This is a genomic window from Lactococcus sp. FSL K6-0773, assembly GCF_038006485.1.
GTDB lineage: Bacteria > Bacillota > Bacilli > Lactobacillales > Streptococcaceae > Lactococcus > Lactococcus lactis.
In genome coordinates this window covers 915,388-936,728 of the sequence record NZ_JBBOVF010000001.1, presented here as the reverse complement: position 1 = coordinate 936,728, position 21,341 = coordinate 915,388, and the positions used below count along the sequence as shown (strand labels likewise).

The 21,341-nt window shown below is 36.2% G+C and carries 14 protein-coding genes and 1 pseudogene; 14 read left to right on the top strand and 1 reads right to left on the bottom strand.

Going from position 1 to position 21,341, the window contains the following annotated elements:
• Positions 1-14: 14 nt before the first annotated feature.
• The 12 genes and pseudogenes from uvrC to MHB61_RS04435 all read left to right on the top strand — a co-directional run.
• Positions 15-1,949, top strand: a pseudogene (uvrC, locus tag MHB61_RS04490) (excinuclease ABC subunit UvrC); the annotation flags it as partial.
• A gap of 235 nt (positions 1,950-2,184) precedes the next feature.
• Positions 2,185-3,348: an A/G-specific adenine glycosylase gene (gene mutY, locus MHB61_RS04485; protein WP_003132598.1), complete on the top strand. Its 1,164-nt coding sequence runs from the start codon at positions 2,185-2,187 to the stop codon at positions 3,346-3,348.
• Positions 3,349-3,413: 65 nt separating this feature from the next.
• Entirely contained in the window at positions 3,414-4,832 is a 1,419-nt protein-coding gene (gene pepV, locus MHB61_RS04480; RefSeq protein WP_003132599.1) for a dipeptidase PepV, read from the top strand.
• Between the two features lie 102 nt (positions 4,833-4,934).
• Positions 4,935-5,294 carry a holo-ACP synthase gene (gene acpS, locus MHB61_RS04475; protein WP_003132600.1) on the top strand — a complete coding sequence of 120 codons (360 nt, stop codon included), beginning with the start codon at positions 4,935-4,937 and terminating at the stop codon, positions 5,292-5,294.
• 44 nt (positions 5,295-5,338) lie between these two features.
• Entirely contained in the window at positions 5,339-6,442 is a 1,104-nt protein-coding gene (gene alr / locus MHB61_RS04470) for an alanine racemase (protein WP_003132601.1), read from the top strand.
• Between the two features lie 160 nt (positions 6,443-6,602).
• On the top strand, positions 6,603-7,031 hold the full coding sequence (locus tag MHB61_RS04465; RefSeq protein WP_010905585.1) for a Spx/MgsR family RNA polymerase-binding regulatory protein: 429 nt from the start codon (positions 6,603-6,605) through the stop codon (positions 7,029-7,031).
• 137 nt (positions 7,032-7,168) lie between these two features.
• On the top strand, positions 7,169-8,476 hold the full coding sequence (locus MHB61_RS04460) for a dihydrolipoyl dehydrogenase family protein (protein ID WP_003132604.1): 1,308 nt from the start codon (positions 7,169-7,171) through the stop codon (positions 8,474-8,476).
• A 125-nt stretch (positions 8,477-8,601) separates the two neighbouring features.
• Positions 8,602-9,519, top strand: a complete 918-nt coding sequence (locus MHB61_RS04455) for an ABC transporter ATP-binding protein (protein WP_010905586.1) — start codon at positions 8,602-8,604, stop codon at positions 9,517-9,519.
• Entirely contained in the window at positions 9,516-11,018 is a 1,503-nt protein-coding gene (locus MHB61_RS04450) for an ABC transporter permease/substrate-binding protein (protein WP_003132607.1), read from the top strand. The genes MHB61_RS04455 and MHB61_RS04450 overlap by 4 nt, the downstream gene beginning before the upstream one ends.
• A gap of 261 nt (positions 11,019-11,279) precedes the next feature.
• A complete protein-coding gene (locus tag MHB61_RS04445; RefSeq protein ID WP_014570489.1) occupies positions 11,280-13,715 on the top strand; it encodes a hypothetical protein in 2,436 nt (811 codons plus the stop codon).
• A gap of 6 nt (positions 13,716-13,721) precedes the next feature.
• Positions 13,722-14,315 carry a hypothetical protein gene (locus tag MHB61_RS04440; RefSeq protein ID WP_010905589.1) on the top strand — a complete coding sequence of 198 codons (594 nt, stop codon included), beginning with the start codon at positions 13,722-13,724 and terminating at the stop codon, positions 14,313-14,315.
• Complete coding sequence (locus MHB61_RS04435; protein ID WP_003131340.1) at positions 14,312-14,764, top strand: hypothetical protein; 453 nt, start codon at positions 14,312-14,314, stop codon at positions 14,762-14,764. The genes MHB61_RS04440 and MHB61_RS04435 overlap by 4 nt, the downstream gene beginning before the upstream one ends.
• 49 nt (positions 14,765-14,813) lie before the next feature.
• Here the strand turns inward: MHB61_RS04435 and MHB61_RS04430 are convergent, their stop codons facing one another.
• Positions 14,814-16,901 carry a heavy metal translocating P-type ATPase gene (locus MHB61_RS04430; RefSeq protein WP_260309314.1) on the bottom strand — a complete coding sequence of 696 codons (2,088 nt, stop codon included), beginning with the start codon at positions 16,899-16,901 and terminating at the stop codon, positions 14,814-14,816.
• Positions 16,902-17,101: 200 nt separating this feature from the next.
• Between MHB61_RS04430 and MHB61_RS04425 the strand changes: the two genes are divergently transcribed.
• Positions 17,102-20,293, top strand: a complete 3,192-nt coding sequence (locus tag MHB61_RS04425; RefSeq protein ID WP_081144273.1) for a KxYKxGKxW signal peptide domain-containing protein — start codon at positions 17,102-17,104, stop codon at positions 20,291-20,293.
• Positions 20,294-20,452: 159 nt separating this feature from the next.
• A complete protein-coding gene (locus MHB61_RS04420; protein WP_003131344.1) occupies positions 20,453-21,307 on the top strand; it encodes a bifunctional methylenetetrahydrofolate dehydrogenase/methenyltetrahydrofolate cyclohydrolase in 855 nt (284 codons plus the stop codon).
• Positions 21,308-21,341: the final 34 nt, after the last annotated feature.

The window sequence follows — 21,341 nt, the reverse complement described above, 5'->3', positions numbered from 1 at the left end:
CTATAATAAACAATATGAATCAAACGATAAAAGCAAAGTTAGAACTATTACCAGATAGTCCTGGCTGTTATTTACATAAAGATAAAAATGGGACAGTTATTTATGTCGGAAAGGCAAAGAATCTTAAAAATCGAGTGCGCTCTTATTTTCATGGTTCTCATAATACCAAGACAGAATTACTAGTTTCTGAAATTGAAGATTTGGAATGGATTGTTGTAGGTTCAAATATTGAATCCTTAGTTTTGGAAATCAATCTCATTCAACGTTATAAGCCTAAATATAATATTATGCTTAAGGATGATAAATATTATCCTTTCCTAAAAATAACAAATGAAAAATATCCTCGTTTGTTGGTCGTCCGTAAAGTTCAAAAAGATGGTGCGACTTATTTTGGACCTTATCCAGATGTCAAAGCTGCCAATGAAGTTAAACGCCTTTTAGACCGAATTTTTCCATTTAGAAAATGTGGCTTACACGAGAAAAAAGTATGTTTCTATTTTCATATTCATCAGTGCTTATGCCCAGTGGTTAATCATGTTGATCCTCAAGTTTTTAAGGATATGACTCAAGAAGTGAAAGAGTTTTTGACAGGTTCGGATAAAAAAATTGTTAATGAACTCGAAGCGAAAATGATGGTTTCTTCTGATAATATGGAATTTGAGCAAGCTGCTGAGTATCGGGATGTGATTAAGGCAATTGGAACTTTAAGAACAAAACAACGGGTCATGAATCAAGATTTGAAAGACCGCGATGTTTTTGGATATTATGTTGATAAAGGCTGGATGTGTGTCCAAGTATTTTTTGTGCGCCAAGGAAAATTGATTCAGCGTGATGTGAATATGTTTCCTTACTACAATGATGCTGAAGAGGATTTTTTAACTTACATTGGACAATTTTATCAAGATAATAATCATATGATGCCAAGGGAAATTTTTATTCCGCAAGACATCGATAAGGAATCTGTGGAAGCAGTAGTTGCAGCTAGCCAAGAGGGAAATTTATTAACTAAAGCTCAAGCTAAAGAAGTGGATGCAAAAGTTTTTACGGCCAAGACGCTTAAATTTTCTGATCAAAAAGATGTTGAGCAATCAATTGTTAAACTTGATAAAGAATTATCAGCCGAAAAACGTTTATCATCACTTTTAGCTAAAACACAGATTGTTCAACCGAGCCGTGGTGAGAAAAAACAATTGGTTAATATGGCAACTAAGAATGCTCAAAGTCAATTACAATTGAAATTTGATGTGGCTGAGCGTGATATTTTGAAAACGACTAAAGCGGTTGAAAACTTGGGTAAAATTTTGGGAATACCAAAACCTGTAAGAATTGAATCTTTTGATAATTCAAATATTATGGGGACTTCACCAGTATCTGCAATGGTTGTTTTTATTGATGGAAAACCTTCAAAAAAAGATTATCGGAAATATAAAATTAAAACAGTGGTTGGTGCGGATGACTATGCTTCAATGCGCGAGGTGATGACGAGACGTTATTCGCGAGCTTTAAAAGAAGAAACGGCTCTTCCTGATTTGATTGCAATGGATGGTGGAGCTGGTCAAGTTAACATTGCCAAGCAAGTTTTAAAAGAGCTTGGGCTATCGATTCCGGTTGCTGGGATGCAAAAAAATGATAAGCACCAAACGTCAGAATTACTTTTTGGTGATCCTTTAGACGTGGTTCCCTTGTCAAGACAATCTCAAGAATTCTTTTTGCTGACCAGAATTCAAGATGAGGTTCACCGTTTTGCGATTACATTCCATAGACAACTACGTGGTAAAAATACATTTTCAAGTAAATTGGACGGTATTGTTGGACTTGGTCCAAAACGAAAACAAAAGTTACTGACAACTTTCAAAAATTTGAAAGCAATTGAAGAGGCAAGTGTACAAGAAGTGGCAGAAGCTGACATTCCTTATGAAGTAGCAGAACGTGTGAAAACAACTTTGTCTGGACCAATTCAAGAAAATGAAAATTGGGAATCACTCAAGGATAATGTTCCTCTTTTAGAAGGTAAAAAATAAAGTAATCAAAAGAATTGTCAGTAAATCTGTCAGTTCTTTTGATTCTTGAAAAAATATAAAAATTACTGACAGAAATTCTGTCAGTAAAATAAACTAGTTATTGCAAATCTGTCAGTAAATATTTACTGACAAACTAGGAATTAAGAAAGTAATTGGAGAATCGATGGACTGGTCTAAGAATCAAATAAAGGAATTTCAGCAAGATTTACTTTCTTGGTATGATGATAATAAAAAGCCACTCCCTTGGCGAAAAACAACTGAACCTTACAAAATATGGATTTCAGAAATCATGTCCCAACAAACACAGGTTGAAACTGTCATGCCATATTATGAACGTTTCATGAAAAAATATCCGACGATTGAAACTTTAGCTCAAGCTGATGATGCTGAACTTCTAAAACTTTGGGAAGGCTTGGGCTATTATTCTCGCGCTCGTAATCTAAAAATCGCAGCGCAAGAAGTTGTTGATAAATATAATGGAAAATTTCCTGACAATCTAGCCGATATATTATCATTAAAAGGAATTGGACCTTATACAGCCGCTGCAATTGCCTCAATTTCTTTTGGACTCGCTGAGCCAGCAATTGATGGAAATCTAATGCGCGTGACCAGCAGGCTGTTTGAATTAGATTGTGATATTTCTAAAAGCAGTTCAAGGAAAATTTTTGATGGCTACCTAAGAAAGCTCATCAGTAAAAAAAGACCAGGTGATTTCAATCAGGCGCTGATGGATTTAGGTTCTTTAGTTTGTAGTCCAAAGAGTCCGAAATGTGAAGCTTGTCCCTTACTAAACTATTGTGCAGCAGCAGCGTCAGGAAAACAATTAAATTATCCAGTAAAAACAAAAAAGATAAAACAAAAAGATTTGTATTTTACAGCCTTTGCCTTAGAAAATTCATTAGGAGAATATTATTTAGAAAAGCGTCCATCGAAAGGCTTGTTAGCAGACATGTGGACATTTCCACTGACAGAATTACCAGCAGCAGATTTTGAAAAAATGATTACTGACGGCTCTGTCAGTAAAAATATTGTCATTCCAGAACTTCCGGAAAGTATTTCAAAAATGGAATATATAGCTAATTTTACTCACATTTTTTCTCATCAAAAATGGAATTTGGCAATCATTAAATTAAAACCAGAAGAGACCTTTGAAGTTGCTGACGAATTATTATCAGAAGACAAAATGTGGGTTCATTTTGATTCAAAAGTACTGACAGAAAATGGCCAACCAAAAGTAAGTCGTTCACAAATTCCACTTGCTGGGCCACAAGTGAAGATGTTTGAGATTTTAGATAAGAAGAATAAGAAAATTGATCTGCTAAAATAGTGGAGTAACCATCGAAACCAAATTTTTGGTATAATAGATAAATATACTACTTCAAGGAGAAGATTATGACAACTATTGATTTTAAAGCCGAAGTTGAAAAGCGTAAAGACGCTTTGATGGAAGATTTATTTAGCCTTTTGCGCATTGATTCTGCAATGGATATGGAACATGCAGATGCTGAAAATCCATTTGGTCCTGGTCCAAGAAAAGCATTGGATGCATTCTTGAAGATTGCTGAACGTGATGGTTATACAACAAAAAATTATGATAATTATGTTGGACATTTTGAATACGAAAATGGTGCAAGTGATGATGCAGAAGTTCTTGGAATTATCGGTCACTTAGACGTTGTTCCTGCAGGTTCTGGTTGGGATTCAAATCCATTTGAACCAGAAATTCGTAATGGAAATCTTTATGCTCGTGGAGCATCTGATGATAAAGGTCCAACTGTTGCATGTTACTATGCTCTTAAAATCTTGAAAGAACTCAATCTTCCATTAAGCAAAAAAATCCGTTTTATCGTTGGAACAAACGAAGAAACTGGTTGGGCAGATATGGATTACTATTTTGAACATTGTGAATTGCCATTGCCTGACTTTGGTTTCTCACCTGATGCTGAATTCCCAATTATCAATGGTGAAAAAGGAAATATTACAGAATATCTCCATTTTGTAGGCAAAAATGATGGAGAAGTTGTTCTTCACAGCTTTAAAGCTGGTCTTGCCGAAAATATGGTTCCAGAATCTGCAACTGCAGTAATTTCAGGTGCTAAAGATTTACAAGCTGCACTTGAAAAATTCGTAGCTGAACATGCAAGCAAAAATCTTCGTTTTGACCTTGAAGAAAGTGCTGGAAAAGCGACAATTACACTTTATGGTAAATCAGCACATGGTGCGATGCCAGAAAAAGGTGTAAATGGAGCAACTTACCTTACTTTATTCTTGAACCAATTTAATTTTGCTGATGGTGCTGCTGCTTTCATTAAAGTTGGAGCTGAAAAACTTCTTGAAGACCATGAAGGTGAAAAATTGGGAACAGCTTATGTTGATGAATTAATGGGTAATACTTCAATGAACGCTGGTGTTTGGTCATTTGATGAGAATTCTGAAGGTAAAATCGCGCTTAACTTCCGTTTCCCACAAGGAAATAGTCCAGAACGTATGCAAGAAATTCTTGCTAAACTTGATGGTGTTGTTGAAGTTGAACTTTCAAAACATCTTCATGTTCCACATTATGTTCCAATGTCAGACCCACTTGTATCAACATTGATTGATGTTTATGAAAAACACACAGGCCTCAAAGGTTATGAAACAATCATTGGTGGTGGAACTTTTGGTCGTCTTTTAGAACGTGGTGTTGCTTATGGTGCGATGTTTGAAGGGGAACCTGATTCAATGCACCAAGCTAATGAAATGAAACCTGTCGAAAATATTTATAAAGCTGCAGTAATTTATGCTGAAGCAATTTATGAACTTACAAAGTAATTTATAAAATTAAAGAGTTTAGTGACTAAACTTTTAAGGGTTTAAAAATCTGGCATAATTTGCCAGATTTTAACCTTTTATTCCATAAATAGAGGTGGAAAAATGGTTTTTGGAACAGGTGTTGATAATGTAGAGCTTTCTCGAATTCAAAAAGCACTGACACGTTCTGAACGTTTTGTGGAACAGGTTCTTACGGCAGTGGAGTTAGAAAAATATAATAGTTTTCAATCTACAGCTCGTAAAACTGAATTTCTTGCGGGACGTTGGGCAGCAAAAGAAGCTTTTTCTAAAGCTTACGGTACGGGATTTGGTAAGGCTTTGGGCATGCATGACCTTGAAATCAAAAATGATGAATTAGGAAAACCCTTTTTTACTAAACATCCTTTTGATGGACAGGTTCATTTATCTATCTCGCATAGTAATTTAGAAGCTGTTGCTTTTGTTGTTTTGGAAAAGAATTAAGAAGTAATAAAAATTTTTGCTTAAACTAGAGGAAGGTTTAAAAGATGAAAACTTCTCCACATCGCAATACGTCAGCCATTGTTGACTTAAAGGCGATTAGAAATAATATTGAAAAATTTAAAAAACATATTCACCCTAATGCGGAAATTTGGCCAGCAGTGAAAGCAGATGCTTATGGTCATGGCTCGGTTGAGGTTTCTAAAGCGGTGAGCGATTTGGTAGGCGGTTTTTGTGTATCAAACCTTGATGAGGCAATTGAATTACGGAATCATTTGGTAACTAAACCGATTTTAGTTTTATCAGGAATTGTTCCAGAAGATGTTGATATTGCAGCTGCTCTTAATATCAGTCTTACTGCCCCAAGTTTAGAATGGTTAAAATTGGTTGTTCAAGAAGAAGCAGAACTTTCAGATTTAAAAATTCATATTGGTGTAGATTCTGGTATGGGTCGGATTGGGATTCGGGATGTTGAAGAAGCAAATCAGATGATTGAACTTGCTGATAAATATGCGATTAATTTTGAAGGGATTTTCACTCACTTTGCGACCGCCGATATGGCTGATGATACAAAATTTAAAGATCAACAGGCAAGATTTAACAAAATTATGGCCGGATTATCACGTAAACCAAAATTTGTTCACTCAACTAATACGGCCGCCGCTTTATGGCATAAGGAACAGGTTCAAGCTATTGAACGCTTAGGTATTTCAATGTACGGCTTGAATCCAAGTGGTAAAACTTTGGAACTTCCTTTTGAAATCGAACCTGCTCTCTCTTTAGTTTCTGAATTGACTCATATTAAAAAAATAGCCGCAGGCGAAACAGTTGGTTACGGTGCAACTTATGAAACAAGTGAAGAAACATGGATTGGAACCGTTCCAATTGGTTATGCTGATGGTTGGACTCGTCAAATGCAAGGCTTCAAAGTACTGGTAAATGGAGAATTTTGTGAGATTGTTGGTCGAGTTTGTATGGATCAAATGATGATAAAACTTGATAAATCTTATCCTCTAGGAACAAAAGTTACCCTGATTGGTCGTGATAAGACTAATGAAATCACGACGACAGATGTTGCTGATTGGCGTGGAACGATAAATTATGAAGTGCTTTGTTTACTTTCTGATAGAATCAAACGAATTTATAAATAAAATGAAAAAAACTGTATTTTTGCAGTTTTTTTCATTTAGGTTAAAAATGAATTAATTCCTAATTTTTTCCTCATGATACCCTTTACAAATTGTCTTTTTATGGTAAAATATAATTAAGATATAAATGAGAAAGCCATAAGAAAAAAATGAGGTGAACACTATGATAAAAATATACACAGTAGCATCTTGTAGCTCTTGTAAAAAAGCAAAAGAATGGTTGGAGAAACAAAATCTTGCTTACCAAGAAATAAATTTGGTTACGAGTCGAATTTGTAAGGAAGATATATTAGAGATTTTAGCATTGACTGAGGAAGGAACTGGAGATATCATTTCTAGAAGAAGTCAAGCTTATCAACGATTAAATATTGATTTTGAAACGATTAAATTAAATGATTTGATTCAAATAATTGAAGAAAATCCAACGCTCTTACGTCGACCTTTAATTGTCGATCATAAGCGACTACAAGTTGGTTACAATGATGATGAGATTAGAAAATTTTTACCAAGAAAAAAGAGAGAGATTCAAATTAAAGTGGCAACAGAAGCTTCTTATAATTTGGATATTGAAGAACAATTTCATGAAGGATAATTCAGTAGTTAGGCTACTGAATTTTTTCTATATAAAGCAAAATAGTTTATTATTTTAGAGAAAAAAAGTAGAATTAAGCTAAAGTGTTGTATCATGAGTACATTTTAAAGATCTATTAATAATTAGGAGGCTAAAGAATGTTTGATTATATTATTATTGGTGCCGGACCCGGTGGACTAGGATTAGCTTATCGTTTAAAGACTAAAGATAACAAAATCGGAATTATTGAGAATGATAAATGGGGAGGAACTTGTCCAAACTATGGTTGTGACCCAACAAAAATGATGATGGCAGTTGTCGAAGCCAAAAGTCGTGTCGAACAGTTAAAAGGGCAGGGTATTTCTGGTGAATTAAACATTGATTGGAAAGGGCTGAAAAGTCGTAAGCTAAATATTACTGACCCTTATGAAAAATCAACTTTTACTGGTTTGAAAAATGCTGGAATAGAAACAATATATGGCAGTGCCGCTTTTAATGACCAAGGAAAGCTTGAAGTTGAAGGGAAAACTTATCAAGCTAAAACTTACATTATCGCAACAGGAAGCCGTCCACGTCTTTTAGATATTGATGGAAAAGAATTTTTAAAAACAAGTAATGATTTTTTAGCGCTTGAAGAATTTCCCGCTCAAATCAGCTTTTTAGGGAGTGGGCCAATTTCATTAGAACTGGCTCAAATTGCTAAAGCGGCTGGAAGCGATGTTACTATTATTTCACGTAAAAAAGCGAGAGTTGCTCATTTTGATGAAGAAATGGGGCAAGAATTTATTAATTACCTTAAAGCTCAAGGTATTAAATTTATCGAGGATATTTCTGTAGATAAAGTCGAAAAAGTTGCTGACGGATTTTTACTGACTGACGGGACTGATTTTGAACATAAAACAGATTTAGTGATTGCGGGAGTAGGCCGTCAGCCAAATAGTGATAAGCTAAATTTAGAAAAAGTAGGTGTCGAAACGGATGCTAAAGGTATCAAGGTAAACGAATATTTACAAACAAGCAATTCTAAAATTTATGCGATGGGAGATGTACTTTCTAAAAATCAACCTCATTTGACGCCTGTTTCTTCTTTTGAAGGAGCTTATTTAGGTGAAAATTTAGTTAAGGATGAACCGCAAAAAATTGCTTATCCAGCAATTCCTACAATCATTTTTGGAACGGCAAAACTGGCTGAGGTTGGCCATTTGGCAGGTGAGGGGATTCATACCAAGACTTTGGATTTAAGTTCTTGGTATACTTATAAAAGAATTAATGACCCCTTGGCAAAATTAAAAGTTGCACTCAATGAAAAGCGAGAAATCGTGGGGGCATCAACGGTAAGTTCAGTGGCTGATGAAGTGATTAATTTAATTAATATTTTAATTCAACAAAAAATGACTTTGGCGGATGTTGAAAAAATGATTTTCACTTATCCAACAGTGGCTAGTGATTTAGAATATTTTTACTGACAGAAAATAAATTACTACCGACATTATAATAGTAGAAACAATAAGTTACGGCAGAATAAATTTTTTACTGACAGACTTTATTTTCAAGCTGTCAGTAAATTTTACTGATAGAAATGAGGACATTCATGATTGAATTCCAGAATGTGTCCAAGGCTTTTGCTAACAAAAAAATTCTTGATCATGCTAATTTTACAATTAAAGACCAAGAGTTTTTTGTGTTAGTGGGGCCGAGTGGAAGTGGGAAAACGACCACTTTAAAAATGATTAATCAATTAGTCACTCACAGTGAGGGAAAAATATTAATCAATAATGAAGAAATATCAACGGCAAATTTACGAAAATTGCGCTTATCTGTGGGCTATGTGCTGCAGCAAATTGCTCTCTTTCCTAATTTGACTGTCTCAGAAAATATTGCTTTAATTCCTGAAATGAAGGGGTGGGATAAAGCAAAAATTGCTGACAGAACCAATGAGCTACTTGATTTAGTTGGTTTGAATCCTAAAGATTACGCTCAGCGCCAACCTAGTGAATTATCAGGTGGTGAGCAACAGAGGGTAGGAATTTTACGAGCCATTGCCGCAAATCCCAAAATTGTCTTAATGGATGAACCTTTTTCAGCACTTGACCCAATTTCACGACGTCAGTTACAAATATTTATCAAAGACTTACAGAAAAAAATGAATTTAACAGTGGTCTTTGTGACACATGACTTAGATGAAGCGCTCTATTTAGCTGACAGAGTCGCTGTAATGAATGATGGATTAATCCAACAAATTGCTGAACCAGCAGATATCTATCAACATCCGGCAAATGATTTTGTTAAAACATTTTTTAAAGAATACCGTCAGAATTTATCAACGGTTTCTGTTGAAAATTTATTACTGACAGAGCTGTCAGTAAATCCAGAAGCGCAAGAAGTTGCTGACAATACGGCTATTTCGGAAATAATTAATCGTCTTTCTGATAAGGAAGTTTTAAAATACAAGGGCAAGTCAATTTCCTCAGATGATATTATATGCTATATCGCAGGAGGTGACAAATGAATCAGCTAATTTCAACTTTTCAAAGCCAGCAAGGCCAATTTTGGCAGGCGCTTTTAGAACATATCCAGATTTCATTAATTTCAATTTTTATTGCAATTCTGATTTCGATTCCTTTAGCTTTATTGTTACGACGTCTTCCCAAAATTGCTGAACCAGTTTTGCAAGTCACCGGAATTTTTCAAACTATACCTAGTTTGGCACTGCTAGGACTCTTGATTCCATTCATCGGAATCGGAAGTTTACCAGCAATTGTCGCTCTTGTTGTTTATGCGATTTTCCCTATTGTTCAAAATACTTATACTGGTTTAGAGCAAATTGAACCTTCTTTAATCGAAGCTGCAATAGCATTTGGGATGAATCGAAGAGAACGATTGATGAAATTTGAGCTCTCATTAGCGATGCCCTTTATCATGGCAGGAATTCGGACGAGTACAGTTATGGTCATTGGTACCGCAACACTAGCTGCTTTGATTGGTGCTGGAGGCTTAGGGAACTTTATTCTGCTCGGAATCAATATGAATGATGTTTCATTGATTTTAATTGGAGCAATTTCATCAGCACTATTAGCGATTATTTTCAGTAGTCTTTTAAAATTTTTAGAAAAAGCCAAGATAAAAACAATTCTCATCAGTTTTTTCATTGGCTTACTCGTTCTTGGAGGCTCTTATTATCGACCTCAAACTTCTAATCATCCACAAATTACAATTGCTGGTAAATTGGGAGCAGAACCTGATGTTTTGATTAACATGTATAAACTAATGATTGAAAAAGATAGTAATATTCGCGTGAACTTAAAATCTAATTTTGGTGATACCACTTTCTTATATAATGCTTTGAAAGCTGGAAAAATTGATTTATATCCTGAATTCACAGGAACCATTACTTCAACATTTTTGAAAGATCCAGTGAGTTCAACTGATCCTAATGTCGTTTGGCAAAAGGCAGAAGAAGGAATAAAAAAACTTAATCAATTTACATATCTGTCCCCAATGAAATTTCAAGATACATATGCAATTGCCGTCAAATCTGATTTTGCTAAAGAGCATCAGCTCACCAAAATTTCTGATTTAGCGAATGTTTCAGGTTTAACTGCAGGCTTTGACGTTGAGTTTGCTAATCGTTCAGATGGAAATATTGGTTTGAGAAAGCTTTATGGTCTTGATTTAAATGTCAAAACCATGCAAAATAGTTTAATTTATAAAGCACTAAATTCTGGTGCTGTGAATGTCGCTGAGGTTTATTCTACTGATAGTCAAATCAAGCAATATAATCTGACTGTCCTGAAAGATGATAAAAATCTTTTCCCACCTTACCAAGCAGCACCATTGATGAAAGAAAGTTTATTAAAAAAATATCCTGAACTCAAAAAGATTCTCAATAAACTGTCAGGAAAAATTACTGACCAAGAGATGATTGAGATGAATTATGATGTTAATGTCAAACAAGAAGATGCTGCGAAAGTAGCAGAAAGATATTTAAAATCTAAAGGATTGATTTAAAAGAAAAAGTCATTTTATAATGGCTTTTTTGCTTTAGATGATAAGAAAATCTAAAAGAGCGTGTAAAAGTGCAAGAATATGATGTTTTGGTGCTTTAGTGAAAGAGCAGCCTACCACTTTTGGTGGGCTTTTTTGTATTCTAAAAGTCTTGTTTTTAAATTAAGTTAAAATGATTACTTTATTTTTACCAAAGTTTCTAATTAAGCGTATAATATTAAATGATCAGAAAACAAAAAATATTCACTAAAAGGAGGTTTTGCATTGGAAAATCAGAAAAAGCACTTTCAGATGAAGTCATCAAGTAAATTTTGGTTACTTAGCACTGGAATTCTTTTAAGTTTGTTAGTGACTAGTCACCCTTTAGCAGTAAAGGCTGATGAAAATTCGGCTGTTACCCCACCAAGTCAAACTGAAGCTGTCACCAATCCAACTGTAAATTCTTCTCTTGCCGCGTCTGATTCGACAACCGAAGGAAATACAGAAAGTTCACAGGCAGAAACGCAAACTAAAGAGGCAAACTCACTAACTTCGCAGGCAAGCACAACACTAAGCGCCAGTTCAGTTTCATCATCTTCAACCAGTTCGGCTCAGGCTTCAAGTGTAGAAATAAGCTATAATTCGTTAGAAACTGCAAGTTCGACCAGTTCAGGCTCGGAAATAAACGCCTCAACTTCAAAAGCCCCAGGTGTTCCCCTTGATTCATCAAAAGCAAATGTCACAATTGGTTCAAGCCTATCGGCGAGCGGAACAATCATAAGTCCTGCTCTCACAAATGGTTCAATTGCCAGCCAAGCCAATGGTCAAGACCCTGTAATAAGCTCGATTTCTGCGACCGGTTCAGTCGCCAATGACATTACAGGACCAGCCACGCTAGATGGTATCAATATTACAATCAAGGCTAACAACCTTGTGCCAAATAACTTTTTAACGCCTGATGGTCTTCTTTGGTCGGCAAATACAGAGGTTATTCCAATCACAGGTCAAACAACAGGTCAAATCAGTACTGAAAACTTTGGACAAACGGATGGCCCGACCATACCTGCGACCACTTATACTATGAATGCAGGAGATTCTGGACGAATTACTAATGTTGGAAGGACCCTAGCCGGAACCAATCTAGATTTGATCTACAAAGTCATTTCAACAGATGAATCAAGTTGGCAAGCCCCCGCAGAAAGTACGTCTGACTGTCCGATTGGATTGGCTTTTACAGGCGAACAAAACATTGCCAACTCCGACGGAAACTCGATTGTCGCCCTCTACTACGGGGCAAATAATGTCAACCTCAATTATCAAATTGTCGCCCATAACACGAATTTTAAAATCCCTGTTCTCGCCTCTTTTATCACAACGGATATTGATATGGCCCAAAGAGTCAAAACCAATCTTGCCAACCTTTTAACGGTCATTCCAAAGACCACTAATCTTGCGACAGATTCAAGTGGTGTTATTTATGATACAACAATTCCTGATACCGACTTGAACGGTCAAGCTAGTCTCCCTTATGGCGGTTATCTGGGTGTCGGTTTTCTGTCAAAATTTGACTATGATTTTTACAGCCCAGCACCAGCTCGTAGTGAAAATTCCTATCAATATTCACAAGGGGTTCGCTATGACCTCTTTGGTTCAGCGCTTCAAGCACATTTGACGACCCAAGTCAGAGATATTGTTTATCTTAACTATTATGATGCGAACGAAAACAATCAGCTTATCGTTCCCCAACATCAATTTATCTGGTTTCCAAATGTTTCTTGGAATGTTCCAGCCAGTGAATTTCCACATTATGCTTATGGACAAGAAAGTCAGCACAGAAATGGGAACACAATAATAGTTGGTGATTATTATCATATCAAAAGTACCGTCACTTATGATTACTATGGTATGGACGGTACCTATCTAGGACAACAATCAACCACGGGGCTTTATAACAAGCCTTATTCGGTCAATGTGCCTTATCGATTTGGCAATTACTATATCGAAGGAAGCACGACACGGTCAGGACTTTATCCGAAAACTGATGAAACGCTAAACGTTTACTACAAATATATTCCACCGATTGTTTATTACAACACGAGCAATCCCTATGCGACGACTTATTATGCCAATGGCTATGAGTATGTGCCGAATTACATTGCGCCAGTTGTTTATTATGCACCAACTTATGGCTATTACGGTGGAGGTACTTCTTACTCTGGTGATTATGGTTATTCATCAGGAGGAGTATATAGTAATTCTAACGGAACTTACTATCCAAATTATGTACCACAATCTGCTTATTATTCTAAAGAAGCTCAACTTGTGGCGGAGGAAAGAGGATATGGCGGAGAACTTCCAGGCGGAGGAGATAGTGACAATTGGCTAGAAGGTGAGCTAGGGAGCCAATCAATCGGGATTAGCGGAGCTATCGGCTGGGCTAAATATGGTCCAGAATTAGCAGGAGCCTCTGATTTCGCCGGAGGTATCGGAGGAGGATTTTTAACCGCAGGAGTTGAACTAGCGACTGGGCATGATGCGAATGATGCTATGGCGAAAGGTTTTGCCAATGCGGGAATCACTTTGGCCGTTGGCACATTAGTTACTGGTGCAATTGCTGTGGCTGCGCCTGTAGCTGTAGCTGTTGGAGTAGGACTTGCAGTTTCCGCTGCTCTATCTTTTGGTTATGATTGGTTATATGACCATAGAAAGAGAAGAGGGTGAAATCCAATGTACTCTGATAAAGTTATAGTGGATATCGGTGGGAATGCTGATGATAGATATGGATATTCTTATAGAAGTAAGGAACTATTTATAAAAAGCAATAAAAAAATGACAGGCATGAGTATAATACCCGTTCTGATAATATCAGGAGCATTTCCGGCATCTGCGATGAATTTTGTAGAAAATCATTCTCTTGAAATTTCTCCTGTAGAATGGTTAGTTTTGACAACAGTTGCCTGTTTGCTTTTATCTTTTGTAGTAGCGATAATTTTATTATTTCTTTCGGAAAACTTTTTTAATTACAGAAACTTTGAAAAATTAGAAGATAGTAAAAAGGTAGAAAAACTTTATCAAATGCAGGACAGTAAAACAGGGGAAATCATTCTGATAGTTTTTGCTATGATTTGTGGAAGTGTGGGGATAACGTTAGCCGGTCTTTACATCGACTCAGGTGATGTAGGAATTTGGTTAATCTATATTACTGATTTAATTCTTGTGAATTTACTTGTGTATATCTACTGGATTTACATCAGGAGGGCAAGAAAATTTAGAACTTTAGCTCTCATGGAATTAAAAAAAGAACAGGAAATTGAAAAATGAAAGAAGAGATTGACGAAAATAAAGAAAAAGAAGTGATTCAAAAAGCTTATAAATACAATGGTTTGTTAGGAATCTGGATTATCGCTGTATTCATCAGTTTTTTACTACAAGTTGCAAAAATAATAACAGACTCATATCTAGTTTGGGGATTTGGTTTACTTATCCTGATTTATGCTATCGCTCTTCATGTTCAGAATCATAAATTAAGAATAAAAAGTATTGCTTCAATTTTAGTATATAGTCTCAATGTTTTGAGCGTGATTGGTGCTGTCTTGATCATTTTAGCCAATCAGGCACATAATCTTTTAGAGTTAGAGATAGGATTATTAGTAGGATTCGTGACAGTTATTTTGCAAGTTCTAGCCCTTGTATCTGCACTATTGGCAACAAGAAAATTACGAAAGCTCTATCCTGATGTTGTTGGCAATAGAAGAAAGAATATAAAATAATTTTTTTAACTAAATAATAATATAAAAAAATAGAAGAGCATAGGCTCTTCTATTTTTTATCATACCTCAATCCCATCGCGTTGATTGATACAATCACGGTTGAGATTGACATCAGGACTGCTGCAATGAGAGGGTCAATATAAATCCCTGTAAATGGATAAAGAATACCCGCTGCAACAGGAATAGCAATAATGTTATAGCCTGCTCCAAACCAGAGGTTTTGTTTCATTTTTCTAAGCATGCGTTTGGAGATATTAATCATATCCAAGACGTCACTTGGATTGGAGTTAACTAGGACGACATCAGCGGTACTGATAGCAACCGAAGTTCCTGCTCCAATCGCAAAACCAATCGTAGCAGTTGCAAGAGCTGGGGAATCATTGACACCATCACCAATGAAAAGCACGCCGGCTTTCTTTTGGTACTCTTTCACAATTTCTGCTTTATCTTCAGGTTTTAATTCCGCTCTAAATTCGGGAATATTTAGTGCACTAGCAATTTTTTGAGCAGTTTCTTTATTATCACCCGTGAGCATAACAGGGGTAATTCCTTGGGCTAATAAACCATTGATAAAGGCTTTCGCGTCTGCTTTAGGAGAATCTCCTAAGGCAATAAATCCTAAAACATCTTGTTGTTCATTGATTAGGAAAGATACAGTTAAACCTAAATCTAAATATTGAGCAATCTTTTTTTCATCATAAGAAAGTTGATTTTCACGAAGATATTTATAGTTAACAATTTGATAAAAGTTTTGATTAACTTGCCCTTTAATCCCAACTCCTGGAATATTTTCAACCGCTTCAACTTTTAGATTTTCAAGAGGTTTAGCAGCTGAAACGATTGATTGAGCAATCGGGTGGGTGGAACTTCCTTCAAGTGCTGCCATGATTTGGAGAATGTCTGTTTCATCAGTAAAATCAATAACATTACGAACAATAAACTTACCGTCAGTTAATGTTCCCGTTTTATCCATTAAGGCATATTTAATTGTATTTATTTTTTCTAGAGAAGTTCTGTTTTGAATTAATAAACCATTTTTAGCAGAAATACTGGTTAGGCGAGAAACAACAAGTGGAACCGCAAGACCTAAAGCGTGTGGACATGCAATTACAAAAACAGAAACCGCAAGAAGTAGAGCAAAACTAAAGTTAGAACTAATTGTCCAAAAAACTAATGAGAAGATACCAACAATAAGTGCGGCATAGAAAAGGTAACCAGCCACTCTATCTGCCATATTTTCCAAATTAGATTTTTGAGCTTGGGCTTTCTTGACTAATTCGGCCACTTGATTGAGAAATGAATCTTTTCCAAGGGTTGTGACTTTCATCTCAAATGGTTGGTTTTGATTGAGGGAACCACCATAAACAAGATCATTTGTTTTTTTATTGACTGCTCGGCTTTCACCAGTAATCATTGACTCATCAACGAGCGCTTCACTTAATATAAGGCCATCTGCAGGTATTTTCTCATTTTCTTTCACTAAAAGTAAATCGCCAACTTTTAGTTCTGAAAGCTCAACATCCTTCCCGCTTTTTAAGTGAGCTTTTTTGGGAACAAGGCTTGCTAAATCTTTCAATGCATCGCCAGCACCCATGATTGCTTTCATCTCAATCAGGTGACCAATCAACATAATGACAATTAAAGTTGCCAGTTCAAACCAGAAGTTCATGCCCATATGTCCGTTAAGACTCATGATTGTGGCGTAAACAGAATAAGCATAGGCAACGGTAATTCCCATTGTAATCAGCATCATCATGGCTGGCTTACGGCTTTTTAATTCACCTTTTGCTCCGCTAAAAAAAGGAGTCCCAGAGTAAAAGAAGATAATTGTACCAAGGATAAGTTGCAAAATTTCACTTCCGGGGAATTTAAGGATAGTAAAGCCAGCGATTGGTGAAATGAGTAGAAGGGGAATCATTAGAATGATAGCCACTTTGAGCTTTTTACTCATATCACCCATATGCATCATGTGTCCTCCATGATTCATCATATCCATATTGTCCATATCATGCATATTATCCATATTGTGCATGTTGTGCATCTCATGGTTTTCGTGCTCCATATCCATTATTTCATGATTATGATGATGCTCAGACATCATTTCATCGTGATTAGACGAATGAGTTTTATTTGACATATTTTCCTCCTAAATGAATGCTTTGAAATTTCTATCTATATATAGTTTACATTTGTAAACTATCAAAGTCAAGGAAAAAAATTATATTCTATAAATGTTACGAAATAATAATCTATAGGTTTCTTTTGTAACTTAAATGTGATATCATGATATATAATCATAGTGATACTTTATAAAAAGTATCAGCAATGAGAGAATAAATGAAAAAAATACGGCCAGAAGTGACTACTGTTACCTCCAAGTCTCATTTTCGAACTTGGAAATCAGGGAAAAGTTGGTTATTTGCTACTTCAGCATTAGCTATAATTATCGTTTCCGGAACGATTACTGACCAAAATGTAAAAGCGGACACAGCAATTGATAGTAGTCAGCAAATTAGTGGTATTACTGAGGTAACAAGTTATTCAGCACTAGCTTCATCGACAAATAGTGATGTAGCTGCTAGTCAAAATCAAGTTGCTTACGAACAAGCTAGTGACCAAAGTTCTAATAAATCACTGGCTAACACAGTAGAAACTGATACTGAGGGAATAACTTCAAATGTGTCAGATAGTAGCAACTCAATTAATGAAAGCCAAAATACGACAAGTACGGTGGTTATTCAAACTCCTACAAACAATATCGTATCGCTTGCAGATTCAAGCTCATCAAATGATAATGGCAGCAATTCTATATTAAGTTCTTCTAATGCTGCAGACAGTGTTGATTCGGCAGTTGGGTCTCAAAGTTCAACAAGTTCATCAGGAGTTTTGAGTGAAAGTTCAGCAATTGATAGTGGTATTGCATCAGTTTCTCAAAGTTCGGAAATGAATCTTGTGGGAAATAGTAGTGCTAGTGCTTCGAGTGCTGCTGTCGCTTCTTTTACAGCTATTCTAGCGACTAATCCGTCCATGGTGCCAATGCTTACTCAGGCACTAGCTGCAGCAGCGCCTGCTACAACAAGTGGTTCAGCTATTCTTAACACAACACTTGGAGATCTTGTAAATCAAGCAATTTCGACAGTGGGAATTAGTGGTTTAGCAAATATTTTTAGCACTCTTGGAACTTTTAATATTCCAGGAATGACTACAGCCGCGGCAGCTCTTAATGGTGTTGAACAAATCGTCAATATTGTTGGAAATATTCAGGAAGCAGCTGCTAATCCTGGAGCCTTTCTATTAAATGAAATAAAATCTGCAGGTTTAGATGTTAGCCAAATTCCATTAGTTGGAGGGCAAATTGCGGCGGCATTTAATGCTATCCCATCAATGAGCCCTGCTGCTATGCTTACTTTTCTTGAAAATCCAACAATTCCAGGACTTTCAAGTATTCCGGGGGCAAGTCTAGTACTAAGCCCAGTACTTAGCGCAATAAGTACTGTAACAAGTGGGATTGTTAATCAACTTAATACGACAACTTCCAATGCCTTGGGTGGTGTTAATTTTGATTTAGACACACTTGTCTCTCTTCAAGGAAATGATCTTGTCAACTACTTGGCTGGTTTAGTAGTTAATTCAGCGATTAATCGAGTAGGTCAAATTGCTTGGAGTCAATTATCTCCAACTATTAGTAATATTCCACTTGTAGGTACTACAGTTAATAATGTTTTAAGCCCAATATTAAATAATCTTACTGGAGCATCTTTGGGAGAAGTTGCGAATTTAACGGGAGTTTCCAGCCTTCTTGACCAAGTAAATAATAGTTTGGGTAATCTTACAAGCCTTGGTTCAACAGCCTTAGCCACGATTGAGAACACGCTCCAAAATAGTCTAAACTCATTTGGTAATCTTCCTGCTGGTGCTTCGGATATTCTTAACCAAGTGCTCAATCAATTGCAAAATGCGATCAATAATATTGTTGAAAGTGCGACGGGGATTGTAAATAATTTACCAGGTCTTGGAGCTATCGAAAATGGTCTTTCGAACACTATTAGTCAAATACAAAATAATATTAATAATTTCGTTAATAATGCACTTAATGGAATAACGACAATTATCAATTCTTTAACTCCAAGTGTTGGTGCTTCAACAGTTAATCCAAATTCTAGTGCTAATAGTAGCCAATCAAGCAGTAGTGCCAGTTCTTCATCAAGTGCAGCTAGTAGTTCAACTTCATCTTCAAATGTATCAAGCAACACGAGTTCTAATTCTAGTGAAGCAAATACTTCAAGTTCGACTTCTAATGCTTCAAGTTCAAGCTCAAGCTCAGAGGGTTCAAGTGCTTCAAGTTCAAATTCCAGTGAAAGTAGTGTTGCCAGTTCATCTTCGGTAGACTCGAGTCAGTCAAGTTCAGCTGGGGTAAATAGCTCAAGTTCAAGCGCAGAAGGTTCAAGTGCTTCAAGTTCAAATTCCAGTGAAAGTAGTGTTGCCAGTTCATCTTCGGTAGACTCGAGTCAGTCAAGTTCAGCTGGAGTAAATGGCTCAAGTTCAAGCTCAGAGAGTTCAAGTGCTTCAAGTTCAAATTCCAGTGAAGGTAGTGTTGCCAGTTCATCTTCGGTGGACTCGAGTCAGTCAAGTTCAGCTGGGGTAAATAGCTCAAGTTCAAGCGCAGAAGGTTCAAGTGCTTCAAGTTCAAATTCCAGCGAAAGTAGTATTGCCAGTTCATCTTCTGTGGGCTCAAGTCAGTCAAGTTCTACTGGGGTAAGTAGCTCAAGTTCAAGCGCAGAAGGTTCAAGTGCTTCAAGTTCAAATTCCAGTGAAAGTAGTGTTGCCAGTTCATCTTCGGTAGACTCGAGTCAGTCAAGTTCAGCTGGGGTAAATAGCTCAAGTTCAAGCTCAGAAGGTTCAAGTGCTTCAAGTTCAAATTTCAGTGAAAGTAGTATTGGCAGTTCATCTTCGGTAGACTCAAGTCAATCAAGTTCAAGCACAGAAGGTTCAAGTGCTTCAAGCTTAAGTTCAAGTGAAAGTAGTATGACAAGTTCTGGTGGGACAAGTGATTCAAATTCAAACACTGGTCAAACTAGTACTACAAGTTCATCTTCTAAAAATTCAAGTCATTCGAGTCTGAGTTCAAATGAATCAAGTAGTGCAAGTTTGACTTCATCTGAGTCAAGTGGTTCAACAACATCTTCAAGTATGTTGACTAATCCAAATTTACAATCTAATGATAAAAATGGCTCAAGTCTAACTTCAAATAGTTCGTATACTTCAGAAGTGAAACTAAATAACTTGAGTCACTCAAATTTATCTTCAAATGAAGCAAAAGTTTCGACTTTAATTTCTAAGGTATCAAGTAGTCCAAGTCTTTCAAGTTCATTAAGCGCAATGAGCTTGCAACTTGTACCAACTGTAACGAAAGAAGAGCTTCCCAAAACAGGTGCTGATGATGATTTAAGTTTAGTATTAGCAGAATTGGGATTGGGATTAGTGGCAACGTTAACTATTGGAAAAGTTAAATATAAAAAAAGGTTTTGAGTAGTATATTTTAATTAAGGACTTCTTTTCTTTGGAAAGAAGTTTCTTTTTAATTTGGAATTATTCCTTTATTAAAAATTACGAACAATTTAAAATAAAGAAAGAAAAAGGAATGATGATGATTAGAGGATGAATGTTAGCTTATGGTATAATAGTTCTATGAACTTGATAGATGGAAAAGCACTTGCTGCTAAAATGCAAGCTGAGTTGAAAGTTAAAGTCGATAAATTAAAAGAAGCGGACAATGTTCCAGGTCTTGCCGTTATTCTTGTGGGCGAAGATCCTGCGAGTCAAATTTATGTCCGAAATAAAGCACGACAAGCCACAGCAATTGGTTTAAATTCTAGTGTGGTTCGTCTACCAGAAACTGTGTCGGAACAAGAACTGTTAGATTTAATTGAACAGTATAATCAGTCAGAACAATGGCATGGTATTTTGGTACAATTGCCATTGCCAGAACATATTTCTGAAGAAAAGGTTTTACTAGCTATTGATCCAGAAAAAGATGTGGATGGTTTTCACCCAATGAATATGGGACGTTTGTGGTCTGGAAATCCTTTGATGATTCCTTCAACTCCAGCCGGTATTATGGAAATGTTCCGAGAATATGATGTGGAACTTTCTGGTAAACGTGCAGTTGTGATTGGTCGTTCAAATATCGTCGGAAAACCAATGGCGCAATTATTAATGATGGCTGATGCTACTGTGACGATTGCTCATTCGAAAACAGAAAACTTGCGCGAATTGACTAAGGAAGCTGATGTTTTGGTGGTTGCTATTGGCCGTGACCGGATGATTAAAGCTGAGGATGTCAAAGAAGGTGCAGTTGTAATTGATGTTGGGATGAACCGTGATGAAGATGGAAAACTTCATGGCGATGTTGATTTTGATGAAGTAAAAGATGTTGCAAGTTTGATTACCCCCGTTCCTGGTGGAGTTGGTCCGATGACGATTACAATGCTTATGGAACAGACAGTTCGTGCAGCAAGTAGAAAAATGAATGAAAATAAATAGTTAATTAATAAAAGAGTAACTAAGTTTATAGTAA